Below are 13,640 nucleotides of genomic sequence, written 5' to 3' on the forward strand. Positions count from 1 at the left end.
CATCCCCTGGCTGGTTAAGCCGGGGCGGCTGGCGCCCCGGAAGGTGGATTAGTAGAGCGAATCAATATTGTCTTTATTTACCAGCAGCACTTTATGGAAGCGGATAATATGCTTGTCGCTATCGACCTCCGCTTTACCGAGCTCTTTCAGTTCAAATCCCGGCTCAATGGTTTTGCCGTTCAGCAGGGTGCTGGCGACGGCCGCGAGGGCATAGCCGGCTGTCGCCGGATCGTAGGTGATCCCTTCGGTAATATCGCCGCTCTTAATAAGAGAGGCCGCCTGCGAGGGGATCATCATCCCGTAGACCGCGACTTTATTTTTCGCACGCTTCTCTTTCACCGCGCGCCCCGCGCCAATCGGGCCATTCGAACCAAAAGAGACCACCGCTTTCAGATCCGGGTAAGTTTTCATCAGATCGAGCGTGGTACGGCGGGAATCATCAACACTTTCCGCCACCGGCATTCGGCGGGTGACTTCATGCATGTCCGGGTAATGTTCTTTTTGGTATTTCACCAGCAGATCGGCCCACAGGTTGTGCTGCGGTACCGTAAGGCTACCGACATAGATAACGTAGCCGCCTTTGCCACCCATCCGCTTGGCCATATGCTCCACGTATTCAGCAGCGAACTTCTCGTTATCGATTATCTCCACATCCCAGTTGGCGCTCGGCTGCCCGGGCGATTCGTTGGTCAGTACCACGATGCCGGCGTCACGGGCTTTTTTGAATACCGGCTCCAGCACGTTGGCATCGTTAGGCACGATAGTGATGGCATCCACTTTACGTGCAATCAGGTCCTCAATAATTTTCACCTGCTGCGGCGCATCGGTGCTGGACGGCCCTACCTGGGAGGCGTTGAGGTTAAACTCTTTCCCGGCCTGGACTACCCCTTCACCCATCCGGTTAAACCATGGCATGCCGTCCACTTTTGAAATATTGACTACGGTTTTTTCCGCCGCATATACCGGCGCGGAAATAAGCGCAGCCCCCAACAGCAAGGATGAAAAAATATTAACGACCAGACGTTTATGCATAATAATTAGCCTCAATACGTTGTAGTCAGACAGGGGTATGACGCAAAGCGGAAAAATAGATAGAAATTGTAATAATGTTAATAATTTAGAAGAGAATAAACACAAGCTGTAACAGCAGACAGGTAATATTCAGCTATAAATATGGATAATAATACTATAATCCTGTGGCGTGAGCTTTTTCACAAAAAAAATGCAACATAGTTTGTTGTTCCAGAATAATGATCGGGTCGCAGAGAAAATATATTTTTCCCGCTTCGTTATTTACCGAAAAACAATCACATAAATAACATCAGGAAAAGTATGCGATTTTTGATTGCGCCTCCAGCCCCTTCCGTGGCAGGATACTCCCTATGAACAGAAACGTTATCGTTACCTATCCCCGCCGTTGGTGGCTGCCTGCATAACAGGCGGCACGATACACGTTTCCATTTTCAAAGCCGCCGGAAGGCGGCTTTGGTGTTTTCAGGACGTCTTTCGGCTGAACAGTCTGATAAGGAGTCCCTGATGAACCATCCACAAACCATCCTCACCGGCGACCGCCCGACCGGCCAACTTCATCTTGGCCACTACGTCGGGTCGCTGCGCCAGCGCGTCGCGCTGCAGCATAACCACCAGCAATTTATCCTGATCGCCGACCTGCAAGGGCTCACGGACAACGGCAGCAATCCGCAAAAAATCAGCCACCATATCCTCGAAGTCATGGCCGATTATCTGGCCGTCGGCATCGACCCCAGGCTCACCACTATTTGCCTGCAGTCCGCCCTGCCGGCGCTGGCGGAGCTCAGCGCGCTGTATATGAATATCGTCACCGTCGCCCGCGTAGAACGTAATCCGACGGTCAAAAATGAGATTGCCCAGAAGGGATTCGCCCGCTCTCTGCCGGTGGGTTTTCTCGCCTATCCGATTAGCCAGGCGGCCGATATCACCGCGTTCAAGGCCGAACTGGTGCCGGTGGGCGACGATCAGCTACCGATGATTGAGCAGACCAACGAGATCGTCCACAAGATGAATAGCCTCACCGGCGAGCCGGTGCTGCGCCACTGCAAGGCGCTACTCAGCGAAGTGAGTCGCCTGCCGGGCGTCGATGGCAACGCCAAAATGTCGAAATCGCTGGGCAATACGCTGACGTTATCGGCCACAGAGGAGGAGATCCACCACGCGGTCAGCGCGATGTATACCGACCCGACGCACCTGAGAGTCAGCGATCCGGGGCATGTCGAGGGCAACGTGGTGTTTACCTATCTCGATGCATTCCACAGCGATAAGGCGCGGGTGGCAGAGATGAAAGCCCACTATCAGCGCGGCGGGCTGGGCGATCGCCAGTGTAAGAATGAGCTGGAGACCTGCTTGCAGACGCTACTGGCGCCGATCCGCGAACGCAGGGCCACTTTTATTCAGGATAAAGGGATGCTGCTGGAGCTGCTGCGCCAGGGCAGCGAACGCGCCCACCACCTCACACAGCAGACGCTGCATGAGGTGAAGCGCGGGCTGGGGCTGCCGGTGCTGTTCTGAGTTTCAGAGCCCTTCCCCGGTCGCGCTACGCTTACCGGGGCTACGGTTTTATCCCCCGCCTTTGTGCATCTTCACGCAGTTGCGCCCCTCGCGCTTAGCGGCATACAGCGCGTTATCGGCGTCGCGCAGCAGCAGGTTGTAATCGGGGTGACCGGTGTGGGCGGCAAAGCCAATGCTGGCGGTGATCGGGATCTGCGTGTCGCCGCCAACGTTAAACGCCAGCTGGCCAATCTTTTTGCGCAGACGTTCAAGGAGAGGGAAAGCCTCTGCCGCGCGGGTCTCCACCAGCACCAGCAGAAACTCCTCGCCGCCGTAGCGGAAGAGATAGTCGCTGGAGCGAATATTATCGCTGAGCAGATCGGCTACGTGCTTAATGGCGCGGTCGCCGACCATATGGCCCCATTTGTCATTGATCTCTTTAAAGAAATCAATATCGATAATCGCTACCGTCAGCGGCAGGTCATACTCAATCGCCAGGGTGACTTCATGCTTGAGCACCACAGGCAGATAGCGACGGTTAAGCAGGCTGGTCAGTGCGTCTTTGCCGTTTTGCATCTGCGACAGACTACTGAATAACACTCCCAGCTGGCTGCTGATGTGCTGGCAATGGATATGGATCTTTTGCAGCAGGCTCTGAGTATTTTTATAACCAGCATCCTGTTCCGCGGTACGCCATTCGGTAATCAGCGCATCCACCTGACCGATCAACTCAGTAATCTCCGCCATCTGCGGATTGTGGTTAAAATAGCGAACGCATTTATGGCGAAACCACAAACCAAATTCGGATTCAGATAATAACGTTGCGTTAAGGTCCGTCCTGTTCTCGCTGACGATATTAAAAATCGCACTATTTTCCCAACCCGAAAGCGATGCCTGCTGCTTGCCATACTCCATCGGGACGTTATCCATCAGGCTGTACAGACGAAAAGCTTCTTCATTTTTGGTAGCCCGATAATGCGACAGCGTATAGGCGTGACACATCATCTCCACCGCCATATTCATCGCCATCATCGCGTAATGGATAGCCGCTATCCCGGTGTCCCGCGCGACCTGGCTGTCACGAATCGCCTCCACCAGCCCGGATTTTATCTGCCGCGCGCCGCGCAGCACCGCCTCTGCCGGGATGCCAATCCGCGAATGAATGCTGCCGATCTGATACTGGCGCTCCGCAAGAGCCTGAAGATCCTCTTTTTCACAGGTCAGGATCTGCTGTACCCATCCCGCCAGAGAGCGGCTCAGACGTTCCTCAACCAGCTCATAAGAGAGGTGTCTGGCGATATCCGGATCCTGAAAAATAAAATCGTAAAAGCGGGTCGCTAACATCGACGATCGCTCATCGGCCATTTTTTTAAGTAATGCACGGACGTCCGGCGTCAGGCTGTCATACAGCGGTAACCATTCCTTAAAAATCACGGCGATATATTTTTGGCTTTCTTCATTCATGAAATTAAAGCACTCGTCGGATGTTTCTCAATGCCAGGAGCGGAATCATATCGTAGTTACCGGGGGGCAACCAGATAACAAAACAGGCGCCCTGTTTTCGCGGTTTTATCCTGACGGTGGGTATTTCTGTTAACGCACCGACAAGACCATGCACTTCGTATGGACAATATCGCCCCGGCTGTTACTATCGCGTTAACGGTAGCTCTCACTATGCGTGTTTCATTAAGGCCAGGATCGCTGATGATGACCACATAAGTAGCCCAGCGAGCGGCTGCGCATCGGCGCGGCAGAGCGCGGCGTCAGCGGCCCTCCCTCCACTTTTTCGTCCTTCGCAAGAAGGACGCTCCGCCCGCCGGAGGAAACACGCGCACCACTCAGCACAGGGAATCAAGCGAGTCGCGTATGGACAAAATAAAGAAACGTTGGGCAGGGTATTTTGTCGGCTTACTGGTGGTGCTCGCCGCCGCCGCATGGTGGCTGCTGCGCCCGCCGGGACTCCCGGCGGGGTTTGCCAGCAGCAACGGCCGAATCGAAGCCACCGAAGTCGATATTGCCAGTAAAATCGCCGGGCGTATCGACACCATTCTGGTCAAAGAGGGTCAGTTCGTGCACCAGGGAGAGGTGCTGGCGAGAATGGATACCCGGGTACTGAACGAGCAGCGTCTTGAAGCCGCCGCGCAAATCAAGGAAGCGGAAAGCGCGGTCCTGGCCGCCAGAGCCTTGCTCGATCAGCGACAAAGTGAAATGCGCGCCAGCGAAGCGGTAGTGAAGCAGCGCCAGGCGGAGCTGGATTCCACGGCGAAACGCCATGTTCGCTCCAACACCCTCTCCCAGCGTGGCGCCGTCTCTGCCCAGCAGCTGGATGACGATCGCGCGGCCGCAGAGAGCGCCCGCGCGGCGCTGGAATCGGCGAAAGCCCAGGTCTCCGCCGCCCGCGCCGCCATCGAAGCTGCCCGCACAAGCATTATTCAGGCGCAAACCCGCGTCGAAGCCTCCCAGGCGACCGAGCGGCGGATCCTCGCCGATATTGACGATAGCGAGCTGAAAGCCCCCCGCGATGGCCGCATTCAGTATCGCGTCGCTGAGCCAGGAGAAGTCCTGGCCGCCGGTGGCCGGGTACTGAACATGGTCGATCTCGCCGATGTCTATATGACCTTTTTTCTGCCCACCGAACAGGCAGGTCTGCTGGCGCTCGGCAGCGAAGCGCGCTTGGTCCTTGATGCCGCGCCGGATCTGGTGATCCCGGCCAATATCAGCTTTGTCGCCAGCGTCGCCCAGTTCACGCCGAAAACGGTCGAGACCAGCGACGAGCGCCTGAAGCTAATGTTCCGCGTCAAAGCGCGTATCCCGCCGGAGCTGCTGGCGCAGCACCTGGAGTATGTCAAAACCGGCCTGCCCGGTATGGCTTACGTACGGCTGGATAAACAACAACCCTGGCCTGAAGCCCTGGCGGTGAGGTTACCGCAATGAAACTAACGCCGCAGGATACCTCGCCCCCCGTCGCCCTGCTGGAACACGTTGGTCAGCAGTTTGGCGCCACCATCGCGCTGCGCGATATCAGTCTGGCGATCCCGGCACGGCGTATGGTTGGCCTGATTGGCCCGGACGGCGTCGGCAAATCGAGCCTGCTTTCGCTGATCGCCGGGGCGCGGACCATCGAGCAGGGGAACGTGATGGTGCTTGGCGGCGATATGCGCGATGTGCATCACCGCCGCGAGGTGTGCCCGAAAATCGCGTGGATGCCGCAGGGGCTGGGGAAAAACCTCTATCACACTCTCTCGGTGTATGAAAACGTCGACTTCTTCGCCCGCCTGTTCGGCCACGATAAAGCCGAGCGCGAACTGCGCATCAACGAGCTGCTGCAGAGTACCGGGCTGGCGCCGTTTCGCGATCGCCCCGCCGGAAAACTCTCCGGTGGGATGAAGCAAAAGCTCGGCCTGTGCTGCGCGCTGATCCACGATCCGCAGCTGCTGATCCTTGATGAACCGACCACCGGCGTCGATCCCCTCTCCCGGGCGCAGTTCTGGGAGCTTATCGACAGTATTCGCCAGCGCCAGCCGGAGATGAGCGTGCTGGTGGCCACCGCCTACATGGAAGAGGCCGAGCGCTTTGACTGGCTGGTGGCGATGAACGCCGGCGAGGTGCTGGCGACCGGCTGCGCCGCAGAGCTCAAAGCCCAGACCGGCAGCCAGACCCTGGAGCAGGCGTTTATCGCCCTGCTGCCAGAAGCACAGCGTCGGGCGCATAGGGCGGTAGTTATCCCACCGCGCGACAGCCGTGAGGAAGAGATCGCCATCGAAGCGCGCGGCCTGACCATGCGCTTTGGCAACTTTGTTGCCGTCGACCACGTTAATTTCCGCATCGCCCGCGGTGAAATCTTCGGCTTCCTCGGCTCCAACGGCTGCGGCAAATCCACCACCATGAAGATGCTCACCGGCCTGCTGCCCGCCAGCGAAGGTGAAGCCTGGCTGTTCGGCCAGCCGGTCGACCCGAAGGATATCGCCACCCGCCAGCGGGTGGGCTATATGTCGCAGGCCTTCTCGCTCTATAGCGAGCTGACCGTCCGGCAAAACCTCGAGCTGCACGCCCGCCTGTTCCATATTCCGGACGGCGAAATCCCCGGCCGGGTGGCGGAAATGTGCGAGCGCTTTATGCTGACCGAGGTTGAAGACGCGCTTCCCGTCGATCTGCCGCTGGGGATCCGTCAGCGCCTGTCGTTAGCGGTGGCGGTCATCCATCGCCCGGAGATGCTGATCCTCGACGAGCCGACCTCCGGCGTCGACCCGGTAGCGCGGGATATGTTCTGGCAGCTGATGGTAGACCTCGCGCGGCAGGATCAGGTGACCATTTTTATCTCCACCCACTTTATGAATGAGGCGGAACGCTGCGATCGTATCTCCCTGATGCACGCCGGCAAAGTGCTGGCCAGCGATACGCCGCAGGCGCTGGTCGAGCAGCGCGGTTCAAACAGCCTGGAAGAGGCGTTTATCGCCTGGCTTAAAGAGGCCCAGCCGTCCTCTCCAGTACCAGAAGAATCCACGTCTGCTGTGGCATCGCATTCCGGACATACGGCTCCACGGCAGGCCTTCAGTCTTCGCCGGCTGTTTAGCTATAGCCGCCGCGAGGCGCTGGAGCTGCGCCGCGATCCGGTACGATCGACGCTGGCGCTGCTGGGGACGGTGATCCTGATGTTTATCATGGGGTATGGGATCAGCATGGACGTTGAGGATCTGCGCTTTGCCGTCCTCGACCGCGATCAAACCCTCAGCAGCCAGGGCTGGTCGCAGAATCTCGCTGGCTCACGCTACTTTATCGAACAGGCGCCGCTGCGCAGCTATGACGAACTGGACCGCCGGATGCGCGACGGCGAGCTGGCGGTGGCAATAGAGATCCCGCCGAACTTTGGCCGCGATATCGCCCGCGGCACGCCGGTGCAAATCGGCGTGTGGGTGGACGGCGCGATGCCCAACCGCGCGGAAACCGTGCGCGGCTACGTACAGGCGATGCATCTGGCCTGGCTGCAGGAGATGGCCGGCCGGCAGAGCAGCCCGCAGCGCGATACCTCGCTCATCTCCATCGAGACCCGCTATCGCTACAATCCAGACGTGAAGAGCCTGCCGGCCATCGTCCCAGCGGTGATCCCGCTGCTGCTGATGATGATCCCGGCGATGCTCAGCGCCCTGAGCGTAGTCCGTGAGAAAGAGCTCGGGTCGATTATCAACTTGTACGTGACGCCAACCACCCGCAGCGAATTCCTGCTCGGCAAGCAGCTGCCTTACATCGTACTGGGGATGTTTAACTTCTTCCTGCTGTGCGCGCTGTCGGTCTTTGTCTTTGGCGTCGCGCATAAGGGGAGTTTCCTGACGCTGACCCTGGCGGCGCTGCTGTATGTCACCATCGCCACTGGTCTGGGGCTGCTGATCTCAACCTTTATGAAGAGCCAAATCGCCGCTATTTTCGGTACCGCGATTATTACGCTGATCCCGGCAACCCAGTTTTCCGGAATGATCGATCCGGTGGCCTCGCTGGAAGGTCCCGGGCGCTGGATTGGGCAAATCTACCCGACCAGCCACTTCCTGACTATCGCCCGCGGGACCTTTTCCAAAGCGCTGAATATTAGCGATTTGTGGGGCTCATTCATTCCGCTACTGATTGCGGTGCCGCTGGTGCTCGGGTTGAGCGTGCTGCTGCTGAAGAAACAGGAGGGATGATGCGCGGATTACGCAATATTTATAATCTTGGCGTCAAAGAACTGCGCAGCCTGCTCGGTGATAAAGCGATGCTGGCGCTGATCGTGTTTGCGTTTACCGTGTCGGTGTACTCCTCGGCCACGGTGATGCCCGGTTCGCTGCACCTGGCGCCGATCGCGGTTGCTGATATGGATAAATCACAGCTCTCCTCACGCATTATTAACGCTTTTTACCGTCCCTGGTTTCTTGAGCCGGAGCTGATCACCGCTGATGAGATGGACGCCGGGCTGGATGCCGGGCGCTACACGTTCGCCATCAACATCCCGCCTAACTTCCAGCGCGATGTACTGGCCGGTCGGCAGCCGGAAATCCAGGTCAACGTCGACGCCACGCGCATGAGTCAGGCCTTTACCGGCAACGGTTACATCCAGAATATTATCACCGGCGAAGTAAACAGTTTTATCGCCCGCTATCGGGATAACAGCGTGCTGCCGGTAGAGCTGGCGGTCAGGATGCGTTTTAATCCTAACCTTGAGCAGGAGCGCTTTGGCGCGGTGATGGCGATCATCAACAATATCACCATGCTGGCCATTGTCCTCACCGGTTCGGCGCTGATCCGCGAGCGGGAACATGGCACCATTGAGCATCTGCTGGTGATGCCGGTCACGCCGTTTGAAATTATGCTGGCCAAGATCTGGTCGATGGGTCTGGTGGTGCTGGTGGTGTCCGGGCTGTCGCTGGTGCTGATGGTGCAGGGGATTTTGCAGGTACCCATTGAGGGATCGGTTCCACTGTTTATGCTGGGGGTGGCGCTCAGCCTGTTCGCCACTACCTCGATCGGCATTTTTATGGGCACCCTCGCCCGCTCGATGCCGCAGCTGGGGCTGCTGATGATCCTGGTCTTACTGCCGCTGCAGATGCTCTCCGGCGGATCCACGCCGCGAGAAAGTATGCCGCAGCTGGTACAGGATATTATGTTGACCATGCCGACCACCCACTTCGTCAGCCTGGCGCAGGCGATATTGTATCGAGGCGCCAGCTTCGCCATCGTCTGGCCGCAGTTCTTAACCTTGCTGGCTATCGGCGGAGTGTTCTTTACTATCGCGTTGCTGCGTTTTCGTAAGACTATTGGTGAGATGGTATAAAGGCTTAAGAAGGGCCGTCGACTTACGGCGGCCGAATGGTTTATTTATGGCGATTCATAAAGCGACGTAAACCCCAGGTGAAGGCCATCGCCATACTGAAGAGAATGAACAGCAACACCACCCAGCTGATGGAGATGCGCAGCAGCGTGCCGGGGGTCATAAACGGCTGCAGATACACGGTGAAGGACTGGGCGGGTGATTTTCCCAGCAGTTCATAAACGTTATCGGTGAGCCACACGCCGACCCGACAGAACAACCAGATAATCGCTGGCCAGCAGAGCAGCACCAGAAAGGTAAAGCGCTCCTGAATGTAAGTGAAGAGCTGGCGCAATGGCAACCAGTTAAGCAGGATTTTCATTTCTATTCTCATTTGCCAGCCGAGAACCTGCATATGTCTCGCAAGGTATTTCGGGCAGCATCCATACAGGCAATCATCCCCCTTTGTATATCAAATTTGCTGCCATATAAACCAGATCAAGTTAACAAAGTGTTAATGATAAAGCTCATTTAGACAAAAGCAGGGAGGAAGCATACCGTTCGCTACAATACATCCAGAAGCGAAGTATCCAGTCACGGAAATATTTTTTCTGAAGCGTAAACGCGTTATTTTGTGGGAGGAAGAGGCCGTATCATTATTTTACCGGGACACAATATAATGGCGCTGAAATAAAGAGATAATATTAATCGTAGCTGCTGATAATTATTTTCCGACTTGTATCATCCGGTAAATTCACTATCCGGTTGACCCTGCCACAAGCATTCGTCACGCTATTTTGCGAAGCAATAAAGGCGGTGCTGCGCACTTTGTCCGGGGTACGGTTTTGTAGCCCCGATTAGCGCAGCGCCACCGGGGAGACATACCAGCACGCTGGCCGGACGACAGAAACGCAAAAAGCCCATCCGGCAGGATGGGCTCTTCACTTGTTTGATGCCTGGCAGTTCCCTACTCTCACATGGGGAGACCCCACACTACCATCGGCGCTACGGCGTTTCACTTCTGAGTTCGGCATGGGGTCAGGTGGGACCACCGCGCTAGTGCCGCCAGGCAAATTCTGTTTTATCAACACGTCTCACCAACGTATCGATTAATCTGTATCAGAGCTGAAAATTCTCTCAAACCCGCCAAAACATCTTCGGCGTTGTAAGGTTAAGCCTCACGGTTCATTAGTACCGGTTAGCTCAACGCATCGCTGCGCTTACACACCCGGCCTATCAACGTCGTCGTCTTCAACGTTCCTTCAGGAGACTTAAAGTCTCAGGGAGAACTCATCTCGGGGCAAGTTTCGTGCTTAGATGCTTTCAGCACTTATCTCTTCCGCATTTAGCTACCGGGCAGTGCCATTGGCATGACAACCCGAACACCAGTGATGCGTCCACTCCGGTCCTCTCGTACTAGGAGCAGCCCCCCTCAATTCTCCAGCGCCCACGGCAGATAGGGACCGAACTGTCTCACGACGTTCTAAACCCAGCTCGCGTACCACTTTAAATGGCGAACAGCCATACCCTTGGGACCTACTTCAGCCCCAGGATGTGATGAGCCGACATCGAGGTGCCAAACACCGCCGTCGATATGAACTCTTGGGCGGTATCAGCCTGTTATCCCCGGAGTACCTTTTATCCGTTGAGCGATGGCCCTTCCATTCAGAACCACCGGATCACTATGACCTGCTTTCGCACCTGCTCGCGCCGTCACGCTCGCAGTCAAGCTAGCTTATGCCATTGCACTAACCTCCTGATGTCCGACCAGGATTAGCTAACCTTCGTGCTCCTCCGTTACGCTTTGGGAGGAGACCGCCCCAGTCAAACTACCCACCAGACACTGTCCGCAACCCCGGTCAGGGGCCAACGTTAGAACATCAAACATTAAAGGGTGGTATTTCAAGGTTGGCTCCACGCAGACTGGCGTCCACGCTTCAAAGCCTCCCACCTATCCTACACATCAAGGCTCAATGTTCAGTGTCAAGCTATAGTAAAGGTTCACGGGGTCTTTCCGTCTTGCCGCGGGTACACTGCATCTTCACAGCGAGTTCAATTTCACTGAGTCTCGGGTGGAGACAGCCTGGCCATCATTACGCCATTCGTGCAGGTCGGAACTTACCCGACAAGGAATTTCGCTACCTTAGGACCGTTATAGTTACGGCCGCCGTTTACCGGGGCTTCGATCAAGAGCTTCTCCTTACGGATAACCCCATCAATTAACCTTCCGGCACCGGGCAGGCGTCACACCGTATACGTCCACTTTCGTGTTTGCACAGTGCTGTGTTTTTAATAAACAGTTGCAGCCAGCTGGTATCTTCGACTGGTCTCAGCTCCATCCGCAGGGACTTCACCTACACACCAGCGTGCCTTCTCCCGAAGTTACGGCACCATTTTGCCTAGTTCCTTCACCCGAGTTCTCTCAAGCGCCTTGGTATTCTCTACCTGACCACCTGTGTCGGTTTGGGGTACGATTTGATGTTACCTGATGCTTAGAGGCTTTTCCTGGAAGCAGGGCATTTGTTACTTCAGCACCGTAGTGCCTCGTCATCACACCTCAGCCTTGATTATCCGGATTTGCCTGGATAACCAGCCTACATGCTTAAACCGGGACAACCGTCGCCCGGCTAACATAGCCTTCTCCGTCCCCCCTTCGCAGTAACACCAAGTACAGGAATATTAACCTGTTTCCCATCGACTACGCCTTTCGGCCTCGCCTTAGGGGTCGACTCACCCTGCCCCGATTAACGTTGGACAGGAACCCTTGGTCTTCCGGCGAGCGGGCTTTTCACCCGCTTTATCGTTACTTATGTCAGCATTCGCACTTCTGATACCTCCAGCAACCCTCACAGGTCACCTTCGCAGGCTTACAGAACGCTCCCCTACCCAACAACACATAGTGTCGCTGCCGCAGCTTCGGTGCATGGTTTAGCCCCGTTACATCTTCCGCGCAGGCCGACTCGACCAGTGAGCTATTACGCTTTCTTTAAATGATGGCTGCTTCTAAGCCAACATCCTGGCTGTCTGTGCCTTCCCACATCGTTTCCCACTTAACCATGACTTTGGGACCTTAGCTGGCGGTCTGGGTTGTTTCCCTCTTCACGACGGACGTTAGCACCCGCCGTGTGTCTCCCGTGATAACATTCTTCGGTATTCGTAGTTTGCATCGGGTTGGTAAGTCGGGATGACCCCCTAGCCGAAACAGTGCTCTACCCCCGAAGATGAATTCACGAGGCGCTACCTAAATAGCTTTCGGGGAGAACCAGCTATCTCCCGGTTTGATTGGCCTTTCACCCCCAGCCACAAGTCATCCGCTAATTTTTCAACATTAGTCGGTTCGGTCCTCCAGTTAGTGTTACCCAACCTTCAACCTGCCCATGGCTAGATCACCGGGTTTCGGGTCTATACCCTGCAACTTAACGCCCAGTTAAGACTCGGTTTCCCTGCGGCTCCCCTATACGGTTAACCTTGCTACAGAATATAAGTCGCTGACCCATTATACAAAAGGTACGCAGTCACACCCGAAGGTGCTCCCACTGCTTGTACGTACACGGTTTCAGGTTCTTTTTCACTCCCCTCGCCGGGGTTCTTTTCGCCTTTCCCTCACGGTACTGGTTCACTATCGGTCAGTCAGGAGTATTTAGCCTTGGAGGATGGTCCCCCCATATTCAGACAGGATACCACGTGTCCCGCCCTACTCTTCGAGTTCACAACCTGTGCATTTTGGTGTACGGGACTATCACCCTGTACCGTCGGACTTTCCAGACCGTTCCACTAACACACAAGCTGATTCAGACTCTGGGCTGCTCCCCGTTCGCTCGCCGCTACTGGGGGAATCTCGGTTGATTTCTTTTCCTCGGGGTACTTAGATGTTTCAGTTCCCCCGGTTCGCCTCGTTAACCTATGTATTCAGTTAACGATAGTGTGACGAATCACACTGGGTTTCCCCATTCGGACATCGCCGGTTATAACGGTTCATATCACCTTACCGACGCTTTTCGCAGATTAGCACGTCCTTCATCGCCTCTGACTGCCAGGGCATCCACCGTGTACGCTTAGTCGCTTAACCTCACAACCCGAAGATGTTTCACTTCTGATTGCGAAAATTTGAGAGACTCGAACACACATTGACTGTGTGTCGTTTCAATTTTCAGCTTGATCCAGATTTTTAAAGAGCAAATATCTCAAACGTCACCCGAAGATGAGTTTTGAGATACATCGGCACGCGTCTTTCACTCACGAACCAGCAAGTGGCGTCCCCTAGGGGATTCGAACCCCTGTTACCGCCGTGAAAGGGCGGTGTCCTGGGCCTCTAGACGAAGGGGACACTGAAGTCTCAATC

The 13,640-nt window shown here is 55.9% G+C and carries 7 protein-coding genes, 1 tRNA gene and 2 rRNA genes; 4 read left to right on the forward strand and 6 right to left on the reverse strand.

The genetic code is table 11. From position 1 onward, the window contains the following. Nucleotides 1–48: 48 nt before the first annotated feature. Nucleotides 49–1,032 carry an autoinducer 2 ABC transporter substrate-binding protein gene (locus tag KB890_RS11195; protein ID WP_002887349.1) on the reverse strand — a complete coding sequence of 328 codons (984 nt, stop codon included), beginning with the start codon at nucleotides 1,030–1,032 and terminating at the stop codon, nucleotides 49–51. Between the two features lie 504 nt (nucleotides 1,033–1,536). Between KB890_RS11195 and trpS the strand changes: the two genes are divergently transcribed. Continuing rightward, complete coding sequence (trpS, locus tag KB890_RS11200; RefSeq protein ID WP_004178473.1) at nucleotides 1,537–2,544, forward strand: tryptophan--tRNA ligase; 1,008 nt, start codon at nucleotides 1,537–1,539, stop codon at nucleotides 2,542–2,544. 48 nt (nucleotides 2,545–2,592) lie between these two features. On the opposite strand, the gene KB890_RS11205 is transcribed toward trpS, so the two are convergent. Further along, complete coding sequence (locus KB890_RS11205; RefSeq protein WP_004178471.1) at nucleotides 2,593–3,987, reverse strand: diguanylate cyclase; 1,395 nt, start codon at nucleotides 3,985–3,987, stop codon at nucleotides 2,593–2,595. A 402-nt stretch (nucleotides 3,988–4,389) separates the two neighbouring features. On the opposite strand from KB890_RS11205, the gene KB890_RS11210 reads away from it, so the two are divergent. Genes KB890_RS11210 through KB890_RS11220 form a run of 3 tightly spaced genes read left to right on the forward strand, consistent with a single transcriptional unit; the run spans nucleotide 4,390 to nucleotide 9,322 of the window. After that, complete coding sequence (locus KB890_RS11210) at nucleotides 4,390–5,457, forward strand: HlyD family secretion protein (protein WP_004178470.1); 1,068 nt, start codon at nucleotides 4,390–4,392, stop codon at nucleotides 5,455–5,457. After that, a complete protein-coding gene (gene rbbA / locus KB890_RS11215; RefSeq protein WP_004178468.1) occupies nucleotides 5,454–8,198 on the forward strand; it encodes a ribosome-associated ATPase/putative transporter RbbA in 2,745 nt (914 codons plus the stop codon). Before KB890_RS11210 ends, rbbA begins: the two co-directional genes overlap by 4 nt. After that, nucleotides 8,198–9,322, forward strand: a complete 1,125-nt coding sequence (locus KB890_RS11220) for an ABC transporter permease (protein WP_022631192.1) — start codon at nucleotides 8,198–8,200, stop codon at nucleotides 9,320–9,322. Before rbbA ends, KB890_RS11220 begins: the two co-directional genes overlap by 1 nt. A gap of 40 nt (nucleotides 9,323–9,362) precedes the next feature. Here KB890_RS11220 and KB890_RS11225 read toward each other — a convergent pair whose 3' ends face one another. The 4 genes from KB890_RS11225 to KB890_RS11240 form a co-directional block, all read right to left on the reverse strand. Next, on the reverse strand, nucleotides 9,363–9,680 hold the full coding sequence (locus KB890_RS11225) for a hypothetical protein (protein ID WP_004178464.1): 318 nt from the start codon (nucleotides 9,678–9,680) through the stop codon (nucleotides 9,363–9,365). Nucleotides 9,681–10,252: 572 nt separating this feature from the next. Next, nucleotides 10,253–10,368 (reverse strand): 5S ribosomal RNA (gene rrf / locus KB890_RS11230). A 97-nt stretch (nucleotides 10,369–10,465) separates the two neighbouring features. Further along, nucleotides 10,466–13,367, reverse strand: a 23S ribosomal RNA gene (locus KB890_RS11235). Between the two features lie 182 nt (nucleotides 13,368–13,549). Further along, a tRNA-Glu gene (locus tag KB890_RS11240) sits at nucleotides 13,550–13,625 on the reverse strand. Nucleotides 13,626–13,640 lie beyond the last annotated feature (15 nt).

It is taken from the genome of Klebsiella sp. P1954 (assembly GCF_018199955.1).
In the GTDB taxonomy this organism is placed as follows: domain Bacteria; phylum Pseudomonadota; class Gammaproteobacteria; order Enterobacterales; family Enterobacteriaceae; genus Klebsiella; species Klebsiella pneumoniae.